The organism is Mycobacterium sp. 23, assembly GCF_048287075.1.
Classification (GTDB): domain Bacteria; phylum Actinomycetota; class Actinomycetes; order Mycobacteriales; family Mycobacteriaceae; genus Mycobacterium; species Mycobacterium gordonae_B.
The window spans coordinates 3,858,660-3,883,574 of record NZ_JBLVUX010000005.1; the positions used below are offsets into that span (position 1 = coordinate 3,858,660).

The window sequence follows — 24,915 nt, forward strand, 5'->3', positions numbered from 1 at the left end:
TCAACCGGCACTAGTGATCGAGTCGTCGGTGATCCCGGCCGCCCGGCGCGCGGCCAGCCTGCGCTTCTGCGGCTCGATCGTGTAGCGGGGATCGCGCGCGGATTCCTTACCCGCTTCAAAAAACCCGAACCGCAGCATCGCTGACGCCGTCAGCAATGACAGGCCGGACAAGACGGCGACGTCGCGGCGACCCCCACCCAGCAGAGCACCCAAACCTCCCGCGGCAGCCAGTATTTCACTCGCCTGCAGCAACCGGCCGGGGGTGCCGTGGTGGAGCGGCTCCCTGGTCACCGGGTCCATCCGGTATTCGGTGATCCTGGCGGAGATCAGATCACCCACGGCGCCGATGACCGCCAGCCTGCGGGCGGGCACGGCTTCGGCGACCGGCGTGGTGATCATCGCCAATCCCGATGCGGCCAGGCTCGCCGAGCTGACGAAGACGAACGGCAGGTCTTTATACGCCGCGTTCCACGTCGGGGTTGCGGTGTCGGACAACAACACCGCGGTGTACACCGCCAGCGGCGGCGCGAACAGCGCGGCCTCCAAGCCGGCCGGGCCCTCCATCGCGCGCAGCACCGGCCGCAGTGGACCGAGCGGCAGCCGCTCGCCGGTCAGCCGGTCGACCTCGGACGCCGCGGCCACCCCGATCCCTGCGCTGAAGAAGCTCAGGATCCACGAGCCGACGCTCATCGGCGAGGTCAACTTAAAGGTGCGCAGCATGTTGACGAAGCGCTCGGGTCGCCCCAGATCCTTGACCAGTGCCACCGCCCCCAGCATCACGGCGCCCAGAGCGGCCAGCCTGGTGTTGCGGCGCAACACCTTTCGCCCGGTCAGCTGGGCGCCCGCTGCCAGCAAGCCGGACCCGCCGGCCACTCCACCGAGGAACAGATAGGCGCCGACCTCGTGACCCCACGGCGCCGGCTTGACCACCGGACGTCCGTAATAGGAGGAGAATTCGGCGTCCGGCACCATCAATGACTCATCGCGGCGGCGCTTCCCGTCGCCACGACGACGACGTTTCCCACCCGACGGCGGCCGCAGGCTGTCGTACTCCGAGGTGCTCATCGCGCCCGCAGAAAGGCCAGTGCACCCGCGGCGAACATACCGGCGGCGGCCACCCCGGCCCGCTTGAACATGGTCATCAGATCCGCCGTGCAGACCCGCGGATCCGGCGGCAGCCCGTACACCTCGGGCTCATCCAGGAGCAGGAAGACCGACCCGGTGCCGCCGACACCGTCGTGCTCGTTGGCGCCGTACAGGCGCGCCTCGGTCATGCCGCGGGCATGCAACGCGGCAACCCGCTCACGCGCGGCTGCGACGAGATCGTCGTGGTCGCCGAACTTGATCGACGTGGTCGGGCAGGTCTGGGCGCAGGCCGGCGTCTGGTCTTCCAGGAGCCGGTCGTAACAGAGCGTGCATTTCTGCGCCACGCCGGTGACGAACCCGTGTTCCGGGCGCTCCGACCGCTTGGCCGGCGTGGCGTAGGTTCCGTCGCTGCGCCGCTCGACGACTCCGAACGGGCACCCGGCCACGCAGGTGCCGCACCCGTTGCAGACGTCGTCCTGCACCACGACGGTGCCGAATTCGGTCCGGAACAACGCACCCGTCGGGCAGACGTCGAGGCACCCGGCGTGGGTGCAGTGCTTGCACACGTCCGAGGCCATCAGCCAGCGGAACTCCGGAGTGTCTGGCGGAGTGGTGTCGGGGGCACTGGCCACGGACGGCATGCCCAGGCTCACCAGGGCACGCCCTGATTCGCGGGCCTCCTCGATGCGGTCACGGCCCTGCTCGATGAACGCGACGTGCCGCCAGGTGCTGGCACCCAGGCTGCCGGTGTTGTCGTAGGACGAACCGAGGATCTCCAGGTCACCGTCGCGTGGGTTGCGGTTCCACTCCTTGCAGGCCACCTCGCACGCCTTGCAGCCGATGCAGATGGAGGTGTCGGTGAAGAAGCCCTTACGCGGCTTGCGATCCGGCCAACCCGCGTCGTCAGTGGGGTCGGTCGATTCGACCAGCTGCGCCATCAAGCCTCCCGCTGCGGCATCGGTAATTCGGACGTCGTCGTTAATCGGATATTGTCCGTCTCCACGGTTACCCCCGCACGCGACTGGTACTCCTCGATGAGCCGCAGCAGCGCCTCACCCTGCGGCCGCCGCCCCGGGCGGATGTCACACGAACCGGCCTTGGACTCCTGGATCTGCACATTCGGGTCCAGCGCCACCCCGAGCAGGTCGTTGGCAGCGTCTCCGCTCACCACCGCGTCACTGCCCACGCCCCAGTGGTACGGCAGCCCGATCTGGTGGATGGTGTGGCCGCCGATGACCAGGGGCCTCATCCGCTCGGTGACGAGCACCTTGGCCTCGATGGCCGCCCGCGGGGAGACGATCGTCGCCCAGCCGTACGGCTCGAGACCGCGTTCGGCGGCCAGCTCCGGTGAGACCTCGCAGAACATCTCCGGCTGCAGCTCGGCGAGGTACGGCAGCCAGCGGCTCATGCCGCCCGCGGTGTGGTGCTCGGTGAGCCGATAGGTGGTGAACACGTACGGGTAGACGTCGCTGCCCGGGTCTCCGGCACTGGGGGCCCACAGATTGTCCTTGCGCGGGAACATGATTCGCGACGGGTTCTGCTGCTGCGGGTACAGCGCGTTGGCCACCGGCGATTCCTGCGGTTCGTAGTGCGTGGGCAGCGGCCCGTCCACGAGGCCCTTGGGCGCGAACAGCCAGGCCTTGCCGTCGGCCTGCATGATGAACGGGTCGTCACCGGCCAGCCCGTCCGGCCCGCCGACGTCGGGATCGGGACGAATGTCCGGGGCGCGGTCGACCGGGAAGTCGGGTACGTCGTCTCCGACCCAGCGCCGCCGCTGAGGGTCCCACCAGATGTAGCGCTTGCGCTCGCTCCACGGTTTGCCGTCCGGATCGGCCGAGGCGCGGTTGTAGAGGATGCGCCGGTCGGCTGGCCAGGCCCAGCCCCATTCCGACTGGCTCGGACTCGGGCCGCCGAGCGGTGCCCGGCGGGCGGCCTGGTTGACGCCGTCGGCGTACACCCCCGAGTAGATCCAGCAGCCGCACGCCGTCGATCCGTCGGCGGCCAGTTCGGTGTAACCCGGTACCGGCTGGTCCGCCTTCGGCCCGGTCAGATAGCGCCCGCTGATCTCGGCCAGCACCGCGGTGGGGTCCGGTTCGCCGTGTTCGTCGGTGGGATAGTCCCAGGTCAGGTCAAGCAACGGGCGGTCGCGCTCATCGGTGGACCCCGCCAGGCGTTGCCGGATGCGCTTGCCGAGCTCGATGAAGAACTGCAGTTCGCTCTGGCAGTCACCGGGCGGCTGGACCGCCTGATGCCGCCACTGCACCAGCCGTTGGGTCTGCGTGAAGGAGCCGGACTTCTCGACATGGGTGGCCGCCGGGAAGAAGAACACCTCGGTCTGGATGTCTTCCGTCCTCAGCTCGCCGGAGGCGATCTCGGGCCCGTCCTTCCAGAACGTGGCCGACTCGATCATGTTGAGGTCACGCACCACCAGCCACTTCAGGTGCGACATGCCCATGCGTTGCATGCGGCCGTGCGCCGATCCGACGGCCGGGTTCTGGCCGAGCAGGAAGTACCCGTCGACCTCGTCCTCGAGCATCGACATGACCGTCTGATAGGTGCCGTGTGGGCCGGAAAGCCGCGGCAGGTAGTCGTAGGCCCAGTCGTTGTCCTCCCGGGCGGCGTCGCCCCACCAGGCCTTGAGCAGGCTGACCATATAGGTGTCGGCGTCGGCCCAGAAACCCTTCTGGTTCTTCGGGCCGACCGCCTCGATGTACTGCCGATAGGTGTCGTGGACGCCGGCCTTGGGCATCGACAGATAGCCGGGCAACAGGTTGAACAGTGTCGGGATGTCGGTGGAGCCCTGGATGGTGGCGTGGCCCCGCAGCGCCATGATGCCGCTGCCGGGGCGTCCGACGTTGCCCAGCAACAGCTGCAGAATCGTTGCGGTGCGGATGAATTGGGCTCCGAGTGTGTGCTGGGTCCAGCCCACCGCGTACGCGAAACAGGTGGTGCGCTCGCGCCCGGAATTCTCGGTGACGGCGCGGGCGAGGTAGTCGAAGTCCTCGATGCTGATGCCGCAAACGTCGCGCACCAGCTCCGGCGTGTAGCGCGCGTAGTGCCGCTTGAGGATCTGGAACACCGACCGCGGGTGCTGCAGGGTCTCGTCGCGCTGGACGCGGGCATGCGGCAAGGGCGGGCCGCCGCTGCCGTGCGCATCGCCGGCGGCGCGGGCCGAAGCGCTGGCCCCGTGTTCGGGGTCGGGCTCGTCCTCCTGTCCCGCGTACGCCCAGGTGGAGGTGTCGTACTGGCCGGTCTCGGGGTCGAAGCCGGAGAACAGCCCGCCCAGATCCTCACTGTCGCGGTAGTTTTCGTTGATCAGCGTGGCCGCGTTCGTGTAGGCCAGTACGTACTCCTTGAACCAGAGGTCCCGGGCGATCACGTAATTGATCAACGCGCCGAGTAGTACGACATCGGAGCCGGCCCGGATCGGGATGTGCTTGTCCGACACGGCCGAGGTGCGGGTGAAGCGCGGGTCGACGTGAATCAGCTTGGCGCCGCGGGCTTTAGCCTCTTCCACCCACTGGAATCCAACTGGATGGCACTCGGCCATGTTGGAGCCCTGGATGACGATGCAGTCCGCATTGGCCATGTCTTGCAGTGATTGGGTGGCGCCGCCGCGCCCAAAGGAGGTTCCCAGACCGGGAACCGTGGCGGAGTGTCAAATACGGGCTTGGTTCTCGATCTGGATGGCGCCCGCGGCGGTGAAGAGTTTCTTGATGATGTAGTTCTCTTCGTTGTCCAGCGTCGCACCGCCCAGTGCGGCGATCTTCATGGTGCGCCGCAGGGGGTGGCCGTGCTTGTCGATGTCCTGCCAGGCGTGCCGGCGGGCTTCGACGAACCGGTCGGCGACCATGTCGATCGCCCGGTCGAGCTCCAGCGGTTCCCACTCGGTGGCGCCGGGCGCGCGGTAGAGCACCTTCAGCTGCCGGCCCGGGGAGTTGACGAGTTGCTCGCTCGCCGACCCTTTCGGGCACAGCCTGCCACGGGAGATCGGCGAATCGGGGTCACCCTCGATCTGCACGACTTTCTCGTCCTTGACGTAGACCTTCTGCCCGCAGCCCACCGCGCAATAGGGGCAGACGCTCTGCACCACCCGGTCAGCAGTGGTGGTGCGCGGGGCGATGGCGCGGGTGTGCTTGGAGGTCACCGCCGGACCGCGGCCAAGTCCGTCCCCGGTCCGCAATTGCCGGACGACGGGCCATTCCAGGAAGAGTCGGGTGAGTCCCATACTCGAAGACTAGTGCGTCAACTCAGGGCCTGCGAGACTGCCAGATGAGCCCGGCTACGGTGGCCGCGTTCAGTGAGGGGCAGCGGTGATAGAAGGACGCCTGGCGGGCAAGGTGGCGATCATCACCGGTGCCAGTGCCGGTCTGGGTCGAACCATGGGCGCCATCTTCACCAGGGAAGGAGCCAAGGTCGTGCTTGCGGCCCGGCGCGAGGAACTGGTGCGCGAGGCTGCAGCGGAAGCCGGTCCGAACGCCATCGCCGTCCGCGCCGACGTCACCAGTGAAGACGACGTGATAGCACTGGTGTCCCGCGCGGTGGAGACATTCGGACACGTTGACGTCCTGTGCAACAACGCCGCCGCGCCGGGCCAGGACAAGTGGGTGTGGGAACAGACGCTCGACAACTGGAACTCCACCATCGCCATCGACGTCACGGCCGCGATGCTGTGCACGAAACACGTGCTGCTGCAGTCGATGCTGCAGCGCCGGTCTGGCGTCATCCTCAATTTCTCCTCCACGGCGTCCTATGCGGGCATGGCCCGCAAGACTCACTACGTCACCGCCAAGGCATCGTTGCGCGCCTTCACCAAGGCGGTGGCACTCGAGGTCGGGCCACACGGCATCCGGTGCAATTGCATCGTGCCCGGCAGCATCGACACCGATCTGTACCGCAACTGGGTGGCACGGATCGCACGCGAGGAAGGGGTGGATAGCGCCGTGATCCGCGAGCGATCTCTGAGAAGCGTTGCATTGAAGACTATTTCGTCCACTGACGACGTCGCAAATCTGGCGTTGTTCCTGGCCGGCGACGAGAGCCGGACCATCACCGGCCAGTCCATCCCCGTTGACGCCGGGGGTTATATGCAGGGCTGACGATCCAGGCCGGTCGATCTGCTCAGGCCCGCCGCAGCAACATCGCGGTCGTACCGCTGTTAGCTGCCCCCACACCGACGGCGGCCAGCCCGGCTCCGTCGACCTGGCGCGCACCGGCATCCCCACGGATCTGCAGACACGCTTCATGGAGATGCCCGAAACCGTGCAGCCGGCCGCCGGACAGCTGCCCTCCCGCGGTGTTGATCGGCAGTTCACCCCCCAGCGATATCCGCGCCGGATCGGCTATCCACGAACCCGATTCGCCAACCGGGCAAAAACCGAAGTCCTCCAGCCAGCACAAGACGAACACGCTGAACCCGTCGTAGAGCGAAGCCACATCGACGTCCGCCGCGGTGAAATCGGTGCGCTCCCAAATGGTGGACCACCGTGAGCTGATCCGGGTGATGTCGTCGCCGCCCTCCCACGTGAATCGATCGTGATGCGCGCAGTCGAGAGCCTCGACGGTCACCGCCGGATGGTCCACCTGCGCGGCATGTTCGGATCGCGACACGACAAACGCGGTCGCTCCGTCACAGGCGATATCGCAGTCGAGCATGCACAACGGATCGGACACCATTCGCGCCTCGAGATATGTCTCCAGATCCAGCGGTTCGGAGTAGATGGCCGCGGGGTTGAAAGCGGCGTGCGCGCGTTGGGCAATCGCGACGGATGCCAATTGCTCACGGGTCAGCCCGTAACGCAACATCCGCGCACGGATCTGAAGTCCGGCAAGGTTCGCCGCGGTTGCGCCAAAAGGCAACTGCCAGCCCAGCAGGCCGCTCGGCCGGCCCATCCCCGAGCCATAACCCTTGCGCCGCCCAGACCCCTGCGCGGTGCCTTCCCAGATGCTGCGCCAACACAGCACATGATCGGCCAACCCACCGGCCACCGCCAACATGGCGTCCACCACCGCCCCGAGCTGGCCCGGCGACTCCACGCCACCCGCGACCCAGTTCGGCTTGATACCCAGAGCGTCATGGATGTCCCGCAGGGACGCGCCGGAGAACCCGACACCGGGCTGGGATGCACCCGGATATGTCGTCAAACCATCGATCTCGGCAAGCGTCAGGCCGGCATCGGCTACTGCCGCCAGGCATGCTTCGACGGTGAGGTCCAACCCGTCGCGGCCCAGCCTTCGGCCGATCGCGGATTGTCCGACGCCGCTGATAATGACCCGGTCAGTCAACGCACCACTCATCAGCGGTCCGGCTCGAAAAGCGGGACGAAGACCTCATCGGCGCCGTCGTCCGCGGTTCGCCGCTCGAAGACGACGCGCACCGGCAATCCGGCTGCGACATCCTCGGGAGCGATGTTCACCAGATTGGTCAGCAGGCGGGCGCTTTCGTCCTCGACCGGGTTGACAAAAGCGATCAGATACGGCGGCGTGAAGCCGGGAAAGAACTGGTGGCGGTTGACGGTCCAGGATTCCACTCGTGCCCGGCCACTGAGCGTGGCATACTCCAGGATCCCGTGGTCCCGGGGGCAGCGCAATCCAGTTGGGTGACACAGCCTTTGACAGCGGCTACAGCGCTGCATACGCAGTACGCCCTGCGCACCGGAAGTCCAGAATGGCCGACTGAGCTCGGTCAGGGCCGGGACCGGTAACCGGCTCAACCGAAGACCCCCGGCGATTGCGAATAGTCGACGGTTGACAGCTCGGTCATGCCACCGTCGATATGCAGCACTGTACCGGTGACGAATGCCGCCTCATCACTTGCCAAAAACGCTACCGCAGGCGCGATTTCGGTCTCGGGGTCGGCGCCGCGTTTCATCGGCGAGGCCGTCGCCGTCCGGGTGTAGTTGTCCCATTCCGTGCCGATCATCTTGCGCTGAACGTCGGTCAACGCAAACGGGCACACGGCGTTGACGCGAATGCCGTGGCGCGCCCACTCGTTGGCTGCGACTTTCGTGAGTGCGGCGATCGCTCCCTTTGCCGCCGAATAGGGCGCTGTGTAAGCGATGCCGGCAAGCGCGGATCCCGACACGAAGTTGATGACCGAGGCCCGTCCTGCGGCCTTCAAAAAGGGAAAGCCGACCTGCATGAAGCGGAAGGTCGCCTTGGGACCGGTGGCCTCCGACAGCTCCCAATCCTTTTCCGTGACGAGTTCCAGTGCCTTCGGCATCGCAAAGAACTGTGCCGCATTGACCATGACATCGATGCGCCCGCCGGCCGTCTGCGCGACCTGCTGCACGGCAGCCTCAATGGCCGCGCGGTCAGCCACGTTCGCCTTCACAAACGCGGCCTGTCCGCCTGCGCCGCTGATCTGCTCGGCACGGTCCCGGCCTTTTTCCTCATTCAGGTCGACGATCGTGACGTGGGCGCCCAGCTTGGCCAGCGACTGCGCGATCGCACCGCCCAGCCCCTGCGCACCACCGGTGATCAATGCGTATCTGCCGTCTAAGCGGGACACCAATACTCCCCCACGTTGCCGATGACCTAGTTGGTGTAACAGTATGACATATTACGTACTACTGTTTAGTGCGTGGCGGCGATTTCGGTCTCGAGCAAACTGGCGACGGCGACCCTGCCGCCGGCCCGGCTCTTCGTCAACGGTTCCTGGTTCGACGGGGCCGCCGAGCCGATTCCGCACATCCACCCGGCGACCGGCGAACGCGTCTTCAACACCCCCGTCGCCGACGCATCCACGGTCGACGAGGCGGTGACCGCCGCTCGTGCTGCGTTCGATGACGGACCGTGGCCGCGAATGCCGGGCCGGGAACGGGCCCGCATCGTGCGGCGCATCGCCGAGCTCATCCGCGATGATGCCGACAATCTGAATACGCTCTTGTCGCTGGATAATTCGACGCCGAGCTCATTCGTCGGCTTCTATCAGATGGGTGCCGAGTATCCGGCTGACGTCTTCGATTCATACGCTGGCTGGGTCGACAAGGTCACCGGTGAGACCTATCCGCAGTGGGACCCGAGCCAGCCAGTCAGCTACAGCACCTACGAACCCGTGGGCGTGGCGGCGGTGATCACGCCGTGGAACGCGCCGATGAGCCTGTTCGCCCAGAAGGTGGCGCCCGCCCTGGCGGCGGGCTGCACGGTGGTGGCCAAGCCTTCCGAGCTGTCCCCGCTGGTCAGCCTGCGGCTTGCGGAGTTGATCGCCGAGGCGGACATACCCCCCGGGACGTTCAACCTCGTGACCGGGCCCGGTGACCCGGTGGGTACCGCGCTGGTCGGGGACGCGCGGGTAGACAAGGTGTCGTTCACCGGCAGCAGGACCGTGGGCGCCGGCATCGCGTCGGCTGTTGGTGCCCGCATCGGCCGGGTGTCACTCGAGTTGGGCGGCAAGAGCCCGGCACTGATCTTCCCGGACGCCGATGTCGGGATGGCCGTCGGAATCGCCGCCGGGAACGCATTTCTGGGTTTGTCCGGGCAGGTATGTGTATGTCAGTCGCGCATCCTCGCGCACCGGGACGTCTACGAGGAGGTTGTGAACTCCATAACGGGGTTCGCTGCCGCCGCAACGTTCGGCGACCCGTTCGACCCGGGCGTGACGGCCGCCCCGATGATCAGCCCGCAGCACAGGGATCGGGTGCTGGACCGCATCGAAGCCGCGCTCCGTGAGGGAGCGCGACTCGCCGTTGGCGGCGGCCGGCCCGAAGGGGGACCCGCGACGGGCAATTTCATTGCGCCTACGCTTCTGGTCGACGTCGACAACTCAGCGACAGTGGCGCGCGAAGAGATTTTCGGGCCTGTTCTGTGCGTCATACCATTCGACGACGAGGACGAAGCGGTTCGACTGGCCAACGACAACCCATACGGCCTGGCAGCGGCCGTCTACACCAAAGATGTGGGGCGGGCGATTCGGCTCAGCCGGGCCCTTCGGGCCGGCAACGTGGGGGTCAACTGCTGGACCTTGCAACCACATATTCCGTTCGGCGGGGTGAAGCAGTCCGGCATCGGCCGTGAGAACGGCCGGGCGGGCATCTTGGAGTATCTGGACACGAAGACAACGTTCCTCGGCTGAGTCGCTGCAACAGCGCGACAGAAACTGTCACGTAGCATAATTAGCCGGGACTATCGCGCGGAGGAGTGGAATGTCGACTGAGCGAGTCGCTGGTGAGGTGGAGAGCGCAGACGAATTCGACCGGCGTGAACAGATTCTCGACGCCGCCAATGAGTGCTTCACACAGTTGGGCATTCAGCGCACCAGCGTCCAGGACGTAGCGCGGATGGCCAAGGTGTCGCGGGGCACGGTGTATCGGTACTTCGTCGATCGCGATGTGCTCATCGAGGCCGCGATCGAGCATGGGGCGCAACGGTTCTATCGGGCGGTCGCCGCCGCGATGGCCGGCAAGCCCACCCTGGCCGAACAGCTCGGTGCGATGGCCGAAACGCACGCGAACATCTTGCTCGACCACCGCACCCGCAACCGGCTGATGGCTGACGATGCTGAACTGATGCGCCACATGATCTCTGACGGCGACACCGCGGTCCGGCGGTCCACGAAGTTTCTCGAGCCCTATGTGCGCGACGCGCAAAAGCGTGGTGAGGTGGGCGCCGGGGTCGACGTGACGGCTGCCAGCGAATGGCTGGCCCGCATCGTGTACTCGTTCTCAACCGTCAACCAGGGCCTCAGTTTTGACATGACCAAACCCGAGACCGTCCGAAAGTACGTGGAGAAATTCGCCATCAACGGGCTTCGTTGAGCCTCACATAGCTGTCCGGCTGTCATGACCCATAGCCGCCGGTTCCGCAGCGAACTCCCGCACCATTGCCTGGATTGTGTAGGACGCCGCGAGCCGGCCATCACGGCTGAAGACGCGGCCGTCGCCTTGCACCTGGCCCCGACCTGACCAGATAGCGCGATTCGTGTACAACAACCACTCGGTGACATCGACGTCGTCGTGGAAGGCGATGGTGGCCTGCATGATTCCCGTCGACAACGTCACGTGAGCGCGGGCCTCGCCCAGACCTGGGTGCGGCAGCATGCCCGCGGCGATAGTCCAATGCGTAGTGGACTGGGCAAGGAGGGCCGCCGCCAACCGTGAATCGCCGGGAGCATCCCTGAAGCGCATCCACACATCGATCTCCGGCGGTCCCACCCGATCGGGGTCCGGGTCGTAGGCGCCGTCGACCACTCTGATCTCACGGCCGGTCATACCGAAGCCTGAGAAGGGGACCGCTTCATCGGGTCCGGGCACGTCCGGCATGCGCTGCACGTCTCGCATTACATCGTCGGCCCCCGAGTCCGCCAGCACGACTCCACCACTGCGCAACACGCCATGCTGGCTGACGCGCACCTGCGCGGAGGAGAAAGTTCTGCCCCGCCGCAGGACTTCGACGGCCAGATCAACCGGTGCATCGAACGAAGCGGCCTTTGCGAAGATCATGGATGCCGATGTGATTCGTTGGCCGGGAAAGGTTTTGGCCACCGCAATGATTGCCTCGCCCAGCAGTTGGCCACCTTCGACGACGTTACGTCGGGTCGGCCCGTGGGCCGGGCCGACAAATCGCCCCGCGTCCACCTGTTCGACATCCATGAGCCGGCAGAGCTCGGCCGCGTCTCCCCACAGAGGAAAAGAGGTTACGACGGCTGACCCGTCGGGCCAGTCCTCGAGAACTACCACTCGCAGTACCTCGTGGTAGAAGCTCACATGCCCGGCGATCGCGGCTACTTCGGGCAGCGGGCTGCGGTAGGTCCATACAACGTCCCGAACAACAGGATCGGCCAGCGACCAGTAACTCGCCTCCCCTTTGAAGGGGCATACGGTGGTGTGCTCCGACTGCGTGAAGAGCTGCCACCGCACGTCAGATTCGGGAAAGTAGAGCCGGTCTTCATGATCGGTCTCGGTGACCACCAAGCAACGGTTACTCTCGGCAAGAAGCACTTCCCCGAGCCACACCTGCGCACGAAATGGGCAGGGCGTGGCCGCAATCCGGTAGTCGGGATGGTCAGGCCATGCGGACCGGACTTGCATCGGCTCAGACACCCAGCGCACGCATCGACGACGGCGGTCGAACGACCAACTGTTCGAGCCCTACCTGAGGGAAGTTGGATGCGCTGGCGAAAATCCCCACCAGGACATCAGCCACATCGTCGGGTGACATCAGCGTCTCCTGCAGCAGGCCGCGTGCGATCCAATCCTGCACGACGACTCCGAGCAGATCCGGATCAAACGCCGCGGTGAACTCGGTCGGCACCGTACCGCCGACGGTGACGCAACAGAAACGGAAATCGGGATGCTCAGTGCGCCAGGCGTTGAGGCTCTCCGACAGCGCGGCCTTGCTGGACGAGTAAGCACCCAGGGCAGTCCGCGGCTGTCCCACGGTTTCAGAGGACAACGCGCTGACGATCGCGCCCGGCGCCAGCACAGGGAGGAAGGATCTGATCACCTGGTGCACACTCACCACATTGGTCTGCATCACGTCGAACCAGTCGTCGGCAGAGGTGTCGGCGAACATCCGTAACGGCGCGTAGCCGACCGAGATGAACAGCAGGTCGACGGCACCAAGTCGGTCACGGGCCGCGTCGGAGATGTTGGCGCAATCCTGTGGTTTGCGCACATCGCCCCGTACCGCGGTGCCACAACCCGCCTCGGCGACCACCTCATCCAGCCGATCCTGTCGACGCGCCGTGGCAAGCAGGTCCGCGCCTTCCTTTCCGGCCCGCACCGCGAAAGCCCGGCCGATGCCCGCCGAAGCGCCGACCACGGCGACGCGCTTACCCGCCAACGTTCGCTCACCCATCGACGCCTCGTCCTTCAGACAGATCCCGGTATGCGACAGTAGTACATATATTGTCTGATTGACTCTACCTGGTTTGATTCACCTGAGGGGCAGTGACGTGGACCTGGGCATAGCGGGGCGGAACTTCGTTCTCGTGGGCGGGAGCACCGGAATGGGTTTCGCCGCCGCCGAACAACTGGCCGCGAACGGGGCCAACGTAGCCCTGTTGGCCCGCGACGGCGAGCGGGCCGGCGACCGTGCCGCGCGACTGGTGTCCCAGCATGGGGTGCGCGCGATCGGGATCGCGGTTGACGCCGCCGCACCCGGCGACGGCATGGACCGCGCCATCGACCGGGCCGCCGCAGAGCTGGGACCGCTGCGTGGTCTGGCCGTCACCGCGGGACCGATGAACCAGCAGGGCCCTTTCCTCGAGCATGGCGACGACTCCTGGGACTGGTATTACCAATTGATCTTGATGGGCACCGTACGTGCCTGCCGCGCAATCATTCCGCACCTGCGGCGAAACGGCGGGGGGACGATCGTCACAACCGCCGCGTACTCGGTCCGCGCACCGAAGGTTCTCATTCCGCCGTACAACGCGCTGAAAGCCGCGGTGTTGACCTTATCCAAGATCTTGGCGAAAACACATGGTTCAGAGGGGATCCGGGTCAACACGGTGTGCCCAGGCTTATTCGATACCGAGGTGAATGACTTCATCCGAGCCCAACGCGCCGCCGAATACGATGTGCCACTGCACGATGCGATCTATACGCACCTTGCCAGCAATCCTGACTGGAACATGCGGGTGGCGCTGGGCCGCGGCGGTCGACCGACCGAAGCCGGCGAGTTGATCGCATTTCTGCTCGGCGACCGGGCGGGCTTCATGACGGGCGCGACCATCAACATCGACGGGGGCACCGACTTCTGAGCCTCAGATGCCGACCCAGTCCGCGAGCCGTGAACGGTGAAAGGCGGCGTCGCCCAACAGGTGCCCCGAGGATTTGGCGCGCTTGTAATAGAGATGGGCCGGATGTTCCCAGGTGAAACCGATGCCCCCATGGATCTGGATGTTGGCCGCGGCCGCGCGCGCATACGCATCCGAGCTGCAGGCCTTGGCCAGCGAGGCGATCGCCGGCAATTCGTCGGACAGCTCCGCCGCCGCGCGAATGGCGTAATACGATGCGCCGCGTGCACATTCGACATTCAGCATGACGTCGGCACACTTGTGGCGGATCGCCTGAAACGATCCGATCGGCCTACCGAACTGCCGACGAACCTTCGCATAGTCGACTGCCAACTCCAGGCAACGCTGCGCGCCGCCAACCTGTTCCACTGCCAGTGCGGCACAGCCAAGCGCCAACACCCGCGTCAGCACCGGCCACGCCCGTCCCTCCTCGCCGATCAATGTCGCCGGTGTGACCTCGAATGCAACGCGTGCCGATTTGCGCGTCGGATCCAGAGTGGACAAGTTCCGACGAGAAATCCCCTCGAGCTGGTCCACAGCGAACAACGAAAGTCCGGCGCCGGTGCGAGCCGCGACGAACACGACGTCAGCAGCGCAGCCATCGAGCACGAATGTCTTTACTCCGTCCAGTACCCATCCGCCGCCGACTTCGCGCGCGGTTGCGTGGATGGCGTCATCCGACCAGCGACCGGATTCTTCGGTGATCGCCACGGTAGCGATGCTGCCGCCGGACGCGATGCCCGGAAGATACCTCTCTCGGGCGACCTCGTCGCCGGAATGCAGGACGAGGTTCGCAGCCAGTACAGCCGATGCGAAAAATGGGGCGGGGCAGAGCGTCCTGCCCATCTCCTCGACGACGATCCCAAGCTCGACGAATGAATAGCCCTGCCCGCCATAGCCTTCGGGAATGGCCAGCCCCGCCAGCCCGAGTTGACCCGACAGCTGACGCCACACCGCCGGGTCGTAACCCGATGTGGAATCCAGCTGCCGGCGCACGGCGTCCTCGCCGGCCTTGCTTTCCACAAAGGAACGCACGGTCCGGCGCAGCTCATCCTGTTCCTCGGTGAAAGTTAAACCTGTTGCATCGCTGGACATATCAAGCCTCCGATGCGGCACGCCCGGTTGGATTCACCCGTGGCGCGGCGCTACCTCGGCGTAGCGTGCTCAGCCATGTCCCGACGGCGGCAGGAGGGGGCACCGGCGCATCGAAGCGACCGGGCTCGGCGTCCCAGAATTCCTGCCATGAGGGGAAGGCATCGTGGAAAGCGCCTTCTTGCCAGGGAGATTCCGGCCAGCGCAACTTCTGGGGACCCAGCGGCGGGTCGGTGATGTCGCTCTGATACCAGAACAAGGGTGTACGTCGCGCGAAGTACCAGCGCCCCTCTCTCCGCTCATAGCTGTCGAGATACGCCAACAGCTCGATGACCCACGTCGACTCGGTCTCCAGGTCGTTGCGAGAGTAGACGAGTCCGGTGGCCCGGTCCGCATCATGCACGTCGATGATGTGGCCGAGAATGCCGTGCGCACTGCCCAGCAACACCTGCCTGATCTGCGTGTCGTACCACTCGCGCATCGCCGCCCGGCCGTGCTTTCCGCCGGGAACACCGACATCGTCGACGAACAGGTTCACCAGGGCGTCGAAGTCACGCATGTCCAGCGCGACAGCATATTTCGATGCCAGTTGCCTGATTTCGTCGAGCGCCTCCAGTCGCGCGATCCGCCTTGCCAAGTCCCCCACATCGCCCGTCATGCCAGCGACCCCGACGCGAGCAGATCTATCAGCAGCTTCTTGTCGATCTTGTTGGTAGTGGTGTAGGGCAGCCGGTCGGCATCCGGCAGAATCACCCATCGTTTGGGGATTTTGTAGGCGGCCAGCTGTTTTCGGCACGCGCCGACCAAATCCCGTGACGTCACCTGCTGGCCCTCGTTGCATACGACTACTCCGCAGACGAGCGCGCCTTTATCCGGGTCGGGAACTCCGACGACATAGCCGATCCGGACCGCGTCCACGCGGCTGATCACTGCCTCCACCTCGATCGGCGCGACGTTGGCACCCGCGGTCTTGATCATGTCGTCGGTGCGGCCGGTGAAGTACAGATGTCCGTCCTCGTCGCGATATCCGGCGTCCCCGGTGTGGTACCAACCGTCGGGATCAAATAGTTCGGCATTTTGGCGACCGACCATCCCGCGCATCATGGCCGCGCCGCGCACGCAGATCTCGCCCACGGTGCCGTTCGGCACCTCGGCGCCGGAGTCGTCCACGACCTTGTGCTGATAGCCCGGCGCGGACACGCCGAGCGAACCGCGCTTCCCGGCGGGCACGGGCTCATGCGGTGGCCACCAGGTGTGCGAACTGCACGTTTCGGTCATCCCCAACTGGGTCACCCGTAGCGATGGGTCGTCGGCACGCAACTCGGGCGGCAACAGCACCTGATGGTAGCCTCCGCGCAGGGTGGAAAGGTCGGTCGTCGCGAAGTCCGGGTGGTTCGCCAAAGCCGGTCCGATGTGGGGAAAACCCGTTGCGTAAGTCGCTCCTTCGGACTCAAGCATGCGCAGCACGCCTCCGGCGTCGAACTTGTGCTCGGTCAGGATCGCGACACCGGTCTGCATCGGCCCGAGCAAGCCGAAGATCAGACCACCGACCCAGAAGAACGCCATCGGAATGTAAACCCGGTCCCACGGCTGCCACTCGTGCTGCGTCGCAATAAATCGGGAGTGGGTGATCGCGGTGGCGTGTGTGTGGATGATCCCTTTGGGGTCCGACGTGCTACCCGAGGTGTAGATGATGACCAGGTCATCGGAGGGGCGCACGGTCGACTCAGCTGCGCGCAGCAGCCTTTCGACGGCCGGTTCAGGCCACCGGCTCGGCCAGCTCTTCGCACTGCGGGCCAGCGGAAAGACATTGCGCAGGTGCGGCAGTCGTTCGTTGGGCAGCACCGCACTGCCGGCTGCCTCGACGAATCGGGAAAGCACGTCCTTGCCGAGGATTGGGTCCGCCACCAGCAGGGTGTGGACGTCGGCATCGCGCAGCAGCCAACCGAGCTCCGGGGGCTGAAAGAACGTGTTGATCGGCACCGCAATGGCGCCGATTCGAGTGACGGCGAGAAGCGCGACCGCGAAATCGGGCCCGTTGGGCGCGAGTATGCCCACCCGGACGCCCTTGGTGACTCCGGCTGCGAGCAGCCGGCGTGCCATCTCGGCCGATCGGATTTCAGCCTGCGCGTAGGTAATCCGTTCGGTGCGACCGCCGCCGACCGCGGTGACAATGAAGTCGTTGTCGCCGTACGCGGTGGTCAGGTGGGCCAGCATCGCCGGAGCAACTGGTGGGTACGGTAACGCGTCGTAGCTGAAAACCCTTGCCGGTTCTGTCATTTCAGCGCTACTCCACCACCCAGCGAGGTTCGCGCTTCTCGGCGAACGCGACCATTCCCTCCCGGTAGTCGGGGTGGGTCAACTGGTGTTGCAGCACGTACCGGTACGCGACGTCATTGGCCGCGCGCAGGCCGACGTCCAGACTGGTCCACATCGCCTTGATGGAAGCCTGGACGGTGGCCGGTGAGAGCTTGGTGATCTCCAGCGCGATCTCTCGTGCGCGCCGGTGCAGCTGATCTGCCGGTACGACCTCGTTGACCAAACCGATCTCGAAGGCCCGCTGCGCGCTGATGCGACCCTGCTTGGTCATCAGCGCGAGCTGCATCACCATCGACAGCGGCATCCTGCGCAGCAGTACCGCCGGCTCGAGGGCGAAGACGTTGCCGACCCGCAGGTGGGTGTCGATCAGCTCGGCATGTTCGGCCGCGATGATCAGGTCCGCGTCCGCCACCTGATGCAGGCCGCCACCGACCACCATGCCATTCAAGGCACATATGACCGGCTTCCACACATTGTGGTGCAAACGGGAGCCCGGCACTTTGTTCCGGATGCCGTTCGCGGCGGTGGCTTGGATGTCTTGGCCGGCCGAGAATGCGCGGTCACCGGCACCGGTGATGATGGCTACCCGGATGTTCGGATCGTCGCGGACCTGCGCCCAGGCCATACCCAGCTCGGTACGGGTGAGATCGTCGGTGGCGTTGAGCCGGTCCGGACGGTTGATCGTGATAGTCGCGATCTGCTCACTGACCTCGAACAGTATTCTCTTCAACTCCACGACATCTCCCGGCACTGAACTGCGACAGCTAAACAGCATATCAATCTCTGTCTCATTGTCCTATTGATCGCTTCACGGTATCCACTGGCCACCCGAGACCGAAATAAGCTGACCGGTGACGTGTTTGGCCTGCGGTGAGCACAGGAACGCGACCGTGGCCGCAACGTCTGAGGGTTCGCCGAGCTGGCCGGTCAGGGTCGTCGCGCGCATCCGGTCAAGTTCCGCCTCACTCTTGCGCGACAGCAGCCAGGGAGTCGCGGTCGTACCGACCACCACCGTGTTGACCCGGACACCGTGCTCGCCCAGTTGCACGGCCATCAGCCTGCTCAGCCCCTCGACTCCCGACTTGGCGGCGGCGTATGCGGGCGGTCCGGTACGCACCCCGTGCGCCGATACCGAACTCACGTTGACGATCGAACCGCCACCCGCGGTCACCATTGAACGGGCCACGACTTGCGACACCACGAACGTGCCCTTGAGATTGACCTCCACGATCTGATCCCAGTCATCGTCGGTCTGATCCAAAAATGTTGCGGGCAAGGTCATCCCGGCATTGTTGACCAGCGCACAGATGGGCCCGTGACGGTCGGTAAGGTCGCGCACCGCCGTCTCCACCGCTGCACGCTCGGTGATCGACAGCTGCACGGGGATGAGGTGTCCCGATCGCGCATACTCCGAAGCGCGAATCCGCTCAAGGGCTTTTGCGTTGATGTCGACAGCGGCCACCCGGTGTCCGGCGGCCACCAACGCGTCGACGATGGCCTCACCGATCCCCCGCGCCCCTCCGGTGACGATCGCCAGTGGACGTGATTCAGCCGGCACGTTGACTCTCCGCGGCGGCGGTGCCGGCCTGCTCGATTGCGCAGATCGCCGGCCGCACCAACTGAACCGATTCGGCAATCAGGCCGGGCAGGTCGCCTTGACCGCCGCCGCCGACCCACACATCGATGGCGGCGCGGTTGGCCCCGTTGAGCAATGTCGCGGCAAGGCGCGGCCGGAGGTCATTCCCGCCCTCGCACCCCAACCAGCGTGCGACCTCCGCGGTGAGTTGGTCGATCCAGTCCTCATTGATCCGGAGCATCGTCGCCCGTAGCGCCGGCACCCTCTGGTACAGCCGCGCGCGCGCCACGAACAGTTCCGGCTGTTCGGTGATCGCCTGTGCCACCGCCGATGACGCCTCGGCGAGAGCTTCGGCCAGTGAATCGGAGTGGGCCGCCCGGAACCGCCTGGTGGCCTCCGCGAGCCGGTCGGCGTATCCGTCGAACAGGATGTCGTCCTTGGTGGCGAAGTGGTGAAAGAACGTCCGCGGCGCCACTCCGGCCGCGGCCGAGATCTGTTCGATAGTCGTCGCTTCGTAACCGCGATCGCTGAACAGGTCGATCGCAGCGTGGATGAGCGCTTGCCTGTTGCGCTGTCCCCGGGCCCGCCGTTGATCCACCATCAACCTCCCGACACCGATGCAAAGCCCGAACTCAGCGCCAGCACATCGCCTTGCAGCATTCGGAATCGCACTGATTCTCCCGATCGCCACATCTCGGTGCGCACCGCGGCGTCAAGGCGCACCGGCTTGGCGAACCGACAGCCCAATGACGTCAACGCGGCTGGGTTTCCGTGCCCGAACTCGTTGATCAAAGCCCGTGCTGCGAATCCGAGCGTGCACAGTCCGTGGAGGAAGACGTCGTCGAAGCCGTACTTGCGGGCAGCCGCCGGATCGATGTGCAGTTGGTTGCGGTCACCGGACAACCGGTAGATCGCGGCCTGCTCCGGCCGGACCACGTCTTCACACAGCGCATCGGGTTCGGTGTCGGGATCAGGGTCCGCGGCCGGTCCGCGATCCCCGCCGAAACCCCCCGCCCCCAACACCATCGTCTGTGACCGAGCAACGAAGACCGGCCCGTCGGCGTCAGTGCCTCGACTCGTGAGTTCCACGGCGGCGTGCTTGCCCTTGTCCCAGACCGCCGAGACCTCGGCGCGCACGGACAACTCCCCGCGGGTCGCGATCGGCCGGTGCAGGTCAAGGGACTGCGCGGCGTGCACAATCGGAAACGTACCCAGGTCGAGCGCGCTGCGCAGGTCCTTGACCGCCCACCAGTTCGCGACGAGCGCGAAGGTCGGCAGCACCTGCGGCCCGCACGCTTCATTGAGTAACGGGAGGTCGGTGGGGGGCCGGGCACCGACACCCAGCGCATAGAGGATGACGTCCGTTTCATCCCACCGAAAGGTCGCCGGGGTCATCGGGGTACCGACGACCGCGTCGGACAGACTCACGCACGACCTCCTTCGATGAACGGTTTGACGCTTTGTGTTCAATCGTGCAATATATTGGCAGTAACTGCAACTAGTTTTCAGCAGGGGGCAGCCCAATGAGATTCGGTGTGTTCATCCTCGGCGACAAGCCCAATCACCTCAGCGATCAGGAGGTGCTGGCCAACGTGCTGCAGGAGGCGCGCTGGGCGGAGGAACTCGGCTTCGACGAAGTCTGGTTGGCAGAGCACCACTTTTCCCCGTACGGCATGCTCGCTGACCTGCCCCAGGTGGCCGCGGCCATCGCGGCGCAGACCGAACGTATTCGTATCGGAACGGCATGCATGGTCGCGCCGTTTCACGATCCGATTCAGCTGGCCGAACGCATTGCACTTGTCGACGTGTTGTCGGGGGGACGCTTCGACGCCGGGTTCGGCCGTGGATACCAGGCGCACGAATTCAAAGGTTTCGGTATCTCGATGGACGAGGCCACCGGCCGTTACCAGGAGTGCGTGGAGATCGTGCACCGCCTGCTCAGCGAGGAAAACGTCACTTACCAAGGCAGATACTTCCAGCTCGAGGACGTGACCATCTATCCGCGGCCACTACAGCGACCGATTCCCGTGTGGGGCACGGTGATGAAGACACCGTCCAGCTTTGAATGGCTGGCCGACAAGGGATTTGGCGCGATTATCGGAAATCCCTACCAGGTGGACCCGGACCTGCAGGGAGCGTTGGACATTTACCTCAAGGTCCAGTCCGAGAAGGGCCTCGCAGCAGCAACCGGCAATGTCTGGGCGCTCCTCAACGCGTTCTGCCACCAAGACGACGCTTTTGCCCGCACCTACCCCCGCGACAGCGTCGAACTGTCGATCCAGACCCATCGCCAATACTCGAACCCGTTCGAGCGAGACGGGCAGATACCTGCCGACTACAAGGCCTACTCGGACTGGTTCGAAAAGCACGACAAGCAGAGTTACGAACAGGTACTCAACTCTCACCTGACGTTGATGGGCGACCCGGACCGCATCATCGACAAGATGCGGACCGTCGTGGATATGGGTTGGCGCAACATCATGTTGCGCATGTCACGCGGCGGTGCGATGGACCGCACCAAGGTGTACGAGTCGATGAAGTTGTTCGCTCAAGAGGTGATCCCGGCCGCCACCGAGCTCGCGGCCGCCGCGGTTTGACCGGGGGACTGGGTGACCGCATCCGCACGGTTCTGACCCTCGATCCCTCAGCGCCGGCGATCGAATATCGAGGGACGTGGACCGACTGGCGGACGCTGGCCGCCATCGCCAAATCAGTGGAAAACCGTGTGATGGCCCCGCATTTGGGTGACGGCACCGCCGTGGGGCTGATACTGCGCAACGACCCGGCGATGATCGGTGCCATGCTGGGAGTGTTGCTTGCCGGTGGTTGCATCGTCACGATCAACCCTGCACACGGTGACAACGCGCTCGCCGAAGAAATCCGCAGTCTGCGCCTGCCGGCCTTGGTGGCCGTGCCGAGCGACTGGCAACGCACCGGCGTCGTCGACGCTGCCAGGGACGCCATCGGATTGCAAGTCGTGGCCGAGCCGGCCGCCTGCCAGCCCGTACCGGAACTCGAAAGTCTCGGCACGGGTCCCTTCAAAACCGGCGCTGCCGGAATCGCGGTTGAGATGCTGACCAGTGGCACGACGGGTCCACCGAAACGAATACCACTGTCCTATAGAGACTTTGAGCATACAGTCGCGGCGGCTGGCAAGCACTACGGTTCATCTGACGCTCCGGCTCCCAGGTTGCGCTCGGGGGTGGCCATTGTCTCGTCTCCCTTGGTGCACATGTCCGGTTTGTTCCGCACTCTGCTGAACATCTGCGAAGGCAGGAAGATCGCGCTGCAGGAGCGATTCAGCGTGACGGACTTCGTCGATCTGCTCTCGCGGCATCGACCCCGCGCGGTGAGTTTGGTGCCATCGGCGATGGCGATGGTGCTGGATGCCGCAGTAGCACCAGAGGCCTTTTCCAGCGTCGAGGTGGTTACCTCGGGAACCGCACACTTGCCGGTCGACGTTCAGGCTCAATTCGAGCGACGATACGGAGTCGCGGTGCTGCCGTCCTACGGTGCAACAGAATTCGCGGGTGGAGTGGCCGGCTGGAACCTCGCCCTGCACCGCAAATGGGCAGCAACAAAACGGGGCAGCGTGGGTCGGCCACACGAAGGTCGGGAAATCCGGGTCGTATCCGCGGACGACGGTCGAGAGGTGCCGGCCGGAACGCCCGGTCGCATTGAGGTGCGGACGCGGGGCGGGGATTGGGTGTCGACGACCGACCTCGGTCGAATTGACTCGGACGGCTTCGTTTACATCGACGGACGCACCGACGACGTAATCATCCGCGGTGGCTTCAAGATCACACCCACCGACATCGTCAACGTGTTGCGCACCCACCCGGCGGTGCGCGACGCCGGCGTGACCGGTCTACCTGACAAGCGTCTCGGCCACGTGCCTGTCGCGGCGGTCGAGTTGGCTGCGGGTGCGCACGTCGAGCCGCAGGATCTCGTGGATTACGTTCGTGCGCGGGTCAGTCGATATCAGGTTCCGGCGCAGCTCGTCGTGGTTGACGAGCTGCCCCGAACGCCATCACTGAAGGTCAGTCAACCAGGCCTGCGTGCCCTGTTCGAAGGGGTGTACCGGTGACGACGATTCGAGGAGCGGCCGCCATCGTCGGTGTTGCCGAGGAGGTTTCGCCCACCGGCGTGATTGACGTTCCGCTGCGAGAGCTGGAAGCGCGTGTCGTCAATGCGGCCCTGGCTGACGCCGGTTTGTCGCTGCGTGATGTGGACGGGTTGTGCTGTTGTACCGGTGGAACTCTGATGCATGCCGTGGAACTTGCCGAGTATCTGGGAATAGCGCCGCGATTCATCGACTCCACTCAGACCGGCGGGGCGAGCTACGGGCTGTACGTCGAGCACGCCGCTGCTGCCATCGACGCCGGTGCAGCCGAAACGGTCGTGATCGTGTATGCCTCGACGCCGCGCGCCGCCCGCCGGCGTGGCGAGAAAGGACTGGGCGTCTTTGCCACTCCCGAGCGACTGGAATGGGAGACTCCGTACGGGGTGATGTTGCCGATCAGCGCGTACGCGCTGGCCGCCAACCGACATATGGCCGAGTACGGAACCACCGCAGCGCAATTGGCTCAAATCGCGGTAGACACCAGACGATGGGCCATCTTGAATCCGCGTGCGCATCTGCGCGAAGCGATCACGGTGGACGACGTGTTGAGCTCGGGATTCATTGCCGAGCCGCTGCACAAATTGGAGTGTTGCCTGGTTACCGACGGAGCCGCGGCGATCGTGATCACCAGCACCGGACGGGCACGCGCGTTGACCGACAAGCCTGTGATGGTCCTGGGCGCCGCGTCGGCGGCCTCGCACGCGATGATCTCCCAGATGCCTGATCTGACAGTCACACCCGGCGCTGTCTCCGGGCCCGCGGCATTCACAACCGCTCAGCTGTCCCCCCGTGACATCGACGTCGTGCAGCTCTACGACTCGTTCACCATCACTGTGCTGCTCGCGCTCGAAGACCTCGGCTTCTGCCCCAAGGGCGAAGGCGGCCCTTTTGTCGCCGAAGGAGTGCTCGGACCCGGCGGAGCGTTGCCGGGACAGACCAGCGGAGGTGGCCTGTCCTACACACACCCCGGCGCGTTCGGTGCCTTCCTGCTTGTCGAGGCCGCCCGCCAGTTGCGGGGCGAATGCGGTGACCGCCAGGTCGACGGCGCCGCGACCGCGGTCGCACACGGTACCGGCGGGGTGCTGTCGGCGACCTCGACCGTGATCCTGGGAACGGAGGCCACACTGTGACCGAGTCACTGCCTGTCCCAGCGCCCAGTACTGTCTCCGCACCGTTCTGGGACGCCTCCCGGCGCTGCGAACTCACCATGCAGCGTTGCGAGTCCTGCTCTCGTCTGGTGTGGTATCCGCGATTTGCGTGCCCGTACTGCGGTGATTCCCGGTTGCGCTGGGAAACACTCAGCGGCGCGGGTGTGGTGTACGCGGTCAGTGTGCATCACCGGCCGGCGCTGCCCGCGTTAGCGGATAAGGTGCCGTATTCGGTCGTCCTGGTCGACCTCGAAGAGGGAGTCCGCATGATGTCCAACGTCTTCGGGCCACCACCCGCGGTGGGCGACAGGGTCGGGGTGACCTGGCTGCCCTTGGACGATGGCCGCAATTTGGCGGTTTTCGAGCCCCGATGATTACCGAACTACAGCGGCACCGGGAGGAACTCGTGCTGCGACACGTCGCCGCGGAGAACGCCCGCGATCTCGATGCGGTGATGGCTACCTTCACTCACCCTCGCTACGAAATCATACCTACCGGAGCAGTTTTCGACGGAGATTCCGCGGTGCGCGCGATGCTGGTACAGCAGTGGACGGATCTTCCGCTGCTGCGGTATTCGGCTGCGTCGCTCTACCACGGTGACGACGGTCTGATCGTCGAAACCCGCACCACTGCAGCGGACACGCCGATGAATATGTTGAGTATCAACCTGTTCGGCTTCCGCGGACCGGATCTGGTCTTGGAACGCTGCTATTTCGACAGAATGCTGTTGTCCGCACAACTACAGCTCTTCCACGCGCCATCGGGATGACAGAACGATTGAACACATTTCGTCCTGTTGTAGACTTTGGCAAGGCGCGCACCGCGAAGGAGT

General features: G+C 65.3%; 24 protein-coding genes. 9 read left to right on the top strand and 15 right to left on the bottom strand.

From position 1 onward, the window contains the following. From nrfD to fdh, 3 genes are read right to left on the bottom strand one after another with little or no spacing between them, the layout of a single operon-like run. On the bottom strand, positions 1 to 1,065 hold the full coding sequence (gene nrfD, locus ACNQS7_RS19075) for an NrfD/PsrC family molybdoenzyme membrane anchor subunit (RefSeq protein ID WP_418013763.1): 1,065 nt from the start codon (positions 1,063 to 1,065) through the stop codon (positions 1 to 3). Further along, entirely contained in the window at positions 1,062 to 2,024 is a 963-nt protein-coding gene (locus tag ACNQS7_RS19080; protein WP_055575923.1) for a 4Fe-4S dicluster domain-containing protein, read from the bottom strand. Before ACNQS7_RS19080 ends, nrfD begins: the two co-directional genes overlap by 4 nt. Further along, entirely contained in the window at positions 2,024 to 5,314 is a 3,291-nt protein-coding gene (fdh, locus tag ACNQS7_RS19085) for a formate dehydrogenase (protein ID WP_418013764.1), read from the bottom strand. The genes ACNQS7_RS19080 and fdh overlap by 1 nt, the downstream gene beginning before the upstream one ends. 85 nt (positions 5,315 to 5,399) lie before the next feature. Here fdh and ACNQS7_RS19090 point away from each other — a divergent pair, with 85 nt between their 5' ends. Then, a complete protein-coding gene (locus ACNQS7_RS19090) occupies positions 5,400 to 6,185 on the top strand; it encodes an SDR family NAD(P)-dependent oxidoreductase (RefSeq protein WP_418013765.1) in 786 nt (261 codons plus the stop codon). A gap of 22 nt (positions 6,186 to 6,207) precedes the next feature. Here the strand turns inward: ACNQS7_RS19090 and ACNQS7_RS19095 are convergent, their stop codons facing one another. The 3 genes from ACNQS7_RS19095 to ACNQS7_RS19105 all read right to left on the bottom strand — a co-directional run bounded on the left by ACNQS7_RS19095 (position 6,208) and on the right by ACNQS7_RS19105 (position 8,569). Continuing rightward, a complete protein-coding gene (locus ACNQS7_RS19095) occupies positions 6,208 to 7,371 on the bottom strand; it encodes a thiolase family protein (RefSeq protein ID WP_418013766.1) in 1,164 nt (387 codons plus the stop codon). An 11-nt stretch (positions 7,372 to 7,382) separates the two neighbouring features. Further along, a complete protein-coding gene (locus ACNQS7_RS19100; RefSeq protein WP_418013767.1) occupies positions 7,383 to 7,676 on the bottom strand; it encodes a Zn-ribbon domain-containing OB-fold protein in 294 nt (97 codons plus the stop codon). Positions 7,677 to 7,795: 119 nt separating this feature from the next. Next, entirely contained in the window at positions 7,796 to 8,569 is a 774-nt protein-coding gene (locus tag ACNQS7_RS19105) for an SDR family NAD(P)-dependent oxidoreductase (RefSeq protein ID WP_418013768.1), read from the bottom strand. Between the two features lie 99 nt (positions 8,570 to 8,668). Here ACNQS7_RS19105 and ACNQS7_RS19110 point away from each other — a divergent pair, with 99 nt between their 5' ends. Both ACNQS7_RS19110 and ACNQS7_RS19115 read left to right on the top strand, forming a co-directional pair. Continuing rightward, the gene (locus ACNQS7_RS19110; protein WP_418013769.1) at positions 8,669 to 10,159 is read left to right on the top strand and encodes an aldehyde dehydrogenase family protein; all 1,491 of its coding nucleotides are present in this window, start codon (positions 8,669 to 8,671) and stop codon (positions 10,157 to 10,159) included. A 70-nt stretch (positions 10,160 to 10,229) separates the two neighbouring features. Then, positions 10,230 to 10,841 carry a TetR/AcrR family transcriptional regulator gene (locus ACNQS7_RS19115; protein ID WP_418013770.1) on the top strand — a complete coding sequence of 204 codons (612 nt, stop codon included), beginning with the start codon at positions 10,230 to 10,232 and terminating at the stop codon, positions 10,839 to 10,841. Positions 10,842 to 10,844: 3 nt separating this feature from the next. On the opposite strand, the gene ACNQS7_RS19120 is transcribed toward ACNQS7_RS19115, so the two are convergent. Both ACNQS7_RS19120 and ACNQS7_RS19125 read right to left on the bottom strand, forming a co-directional pair. Further along, a complete protein-coding gene (locus ACNQS7_RS19120; RefSeq protein WP_418013771.1) occupies positions 10,845 to 12,113 on the bottom strand; it encodes a DUF427 domain-containing protein in 1,269 nt (422 codons plus the stop codon). 4 nt (positions 12,114 to 12,117) lie between these two features. Then, entirely contained in the window at positions 12,118 to 12,882 is a 765-nt protein-coding gene (locus ACNQS7_RS19125) for an SDR family NAD(P)-dependent oxidoreductase (protein WP_418013772.1), read from the bottom strand. 97 nt (positions 12,883 to 12,979) lie between these two features. On the opposite strand from ACNQS7_RS19125, the gene ACNQS7_RS19130 reads away from it, so the two are divergent. Next, positions 12,980 to 13,789 carry an SDR family NAD(P)-dependent oxidoreductase gene (locus ACNQS7_RS19130; RefSeq protein ID WP_418013773.1) on the top strand — a complete coding sequence of 270 codons (810 nt, stop codon included), beginning with the start codon at positions 12,980 to 12,982 and terminating at the stop codon, positions 13,787 to 13,789. 3 nt (positions 13,790 to 13,792) lie between these two features. Here ACNQS7_RS19130 and ACNQS7_RS19135 read toward each other — a convergent pair whose 3' ends face one another. The 7 genes from ACNQS7_RS19135 to ACNQS7_RS19165 form a co-directional block, all read right to left on the bottom strand. Then, positions 13,793 to 14,920 carry an acyl-CoA dehydrogenase family protein gene (locus tag ACNQS7_RS19135; RefSeq protein ID WP_418013774.1) on the bottom strand — a complete coding sequence of 376 codons (1,128 nt, stop codon included), beginning with the start codon at positions 14,918 to 14,920 and terminating at the stop codon, positions 13,793 to 13,795. Between the two features lies 1 nt (position 14,921). Then, positions 14,922 to 15,575 (bottom strand): nuclear transport factor 2 family protein, encoded by a 654-nt coding sequence (locus ACNQS7_RS19140; RefSeq protein ID WP_418013775.1) that lies wholly within the window; start codon positions 15,573 to 15,575, stop codon positions 14,922 to 14,924. Continuing rightward, entirely contained in the window at positions 15,572 to 17,197 is a 1,626-nt protein-coding gene (locus ACNQS7_RS19145) for a class I adenylate-forming enzyme family protein (RefSeq protein ID WP_418013776.1), read from the bottom strand. The genes ACNQS7_RS19140 and ACNQS7_RS19145 overlap by 4 nt, the downstream gene beginning before the upstream one ends. Positions 17,198 to 17,204: 7 nt before the next feature. Then, positions 17,205 to 17,972 (bottom strand): enoyl-CoA hydratase-related protein, encoded by a 768-nt coding sequence (locus tag ACNQS7_RS19150; RefSeq protein WP_418013777.1) that lies wholly within the window; start codon positions 17,970 to 17,972, stop codon positions 17,205 to 17,207. A gap of 72 nt (positions 17,973 to 18,044) precedes the next feature. Next, on the bottom strand, positions 18,045 to 18,794 hold the full coding sequence (locus ACNQS7_RS19155; RefSeq protein WP_418013778.1) for an SDR family NAD(P)-dependent oxidoreductase: 750 nt from the start codon (positions 18,792 to 18,794) through the stop codon (positions 18,045 to 18,047). After that, entirely contained in the window at positions 18,784 to 19,413 is a 630-nt protein-coding gene (locus ACNQS7_RS19160; RefSeq protein WP_418013779.1) for a TetR/AcrR family transcriptional regulator, read from the bottom strand. Before ACNQS7_RS19160 ends, ACNQS7_RS19155 begins: the two co-directional genes overlap by 11 nt. Next, entirely contained in the window at positions 19,413 to 20,240 is an 828-nt protein-coding gene (locus tag ACNQS7_RS19165; protein ID WP_418013780.1) for a MaoC/PaaZ C-terminal domain-containing protein, read from the bottom strand. The genes ACNQS7_RS19160 and ACNQS7_RS19165 overlap by 1 nt, the downstream gene beginning before the upstream one ends. Before the next feature lie 95 nt (positions 20,241 to 20,335). On the opposite strand from ACNQS7_RS19165, the gene ACNQS7_RS19170 reads away from it, so the two are divergent. The 5 genes from ACNQS7_RS19170 to ACNQS7_RS19190 are packed head-to-tail and all read left to right on the top strand — an operon-like array spanning position 20,336 to position 24,852. Next, positions 20,336 to 21,409: an LLM class flavin-dependent oxidoreductase gene (locus ACNQS7_RS19170; RefSeq protein WP_418013781.1), complete on the top strand. Its 1,074-nt coding sequence runs from the start codon at positions 20,336 to 20,338 to the stop codon at positions 21,407 to 21,409. Beyond that, a complete protein-coding gene (locus ACNQS7_RS19175; protein WP_418013783.1) occupies positions 21,406 to 22,899 on the top strand; it encodes a class I adenylate-forming enzyme family protein in 1,494 nt (497 codons plus the stop codon). The genes ACNQS7_RS19170 and ACNQS7_RS19175 overlap by 4 nt, the downstream gene beginning before the upstream one ends. Next, the gene (locus ACNQS7_RS19180; RefSeq protein ID WP_418013784.1) at positions 22,896 to 24,065 is read left to right on the top strand and encodes an acetyl-CoA acetyltransferase; all 1,170 of its coding nucleotides are present in this window, start codon (positions 22,896 to 22,898) and stop codon (positions 24,063 to 24,065) included. The genes ACNQS7_RS19175 and ACNQS7_RS19180 overlap by 4 nt, the downstream gene beginning before the upstream one ends. Next, positions 24,062 to 24,457: a Zn-ribbon domain-containing OB-fold protein gene (locus tag ACNQS7_RS19185; RefSeq protein ID WP_418013785.1), complete on the top strand. Its 396-nt coding sequence runs from the start codon at positions 24,062 to 24,064 to the stop codon at positions 24,455 to 24,457. Before ACNQS7_RS19180 ends, ACNQS7_RS19185 begins: the two co-directional genes overlap by 4 nt. After that, positions 24,454 to 24,852 carry a nuclear transport factor 2 family protein gene (locus ACNQS7_RS19190; protein ID WP_418013786.1) on the top strand — a complete coding sequence of 133 codons (399 nt, stop codon included), beginning with the start codon at positions 24,454 to 24,456 and terminating at the stop codon, positions 24,850 to 24,852. Before ACNQS7_RS19185 ends, ACNQS7_RS19190 begins: the two co-directional genes overlap by 4 nt. The last annotated feature ends 63 nt before the right edge of the window (positions 24,853 to 24,915 follow it).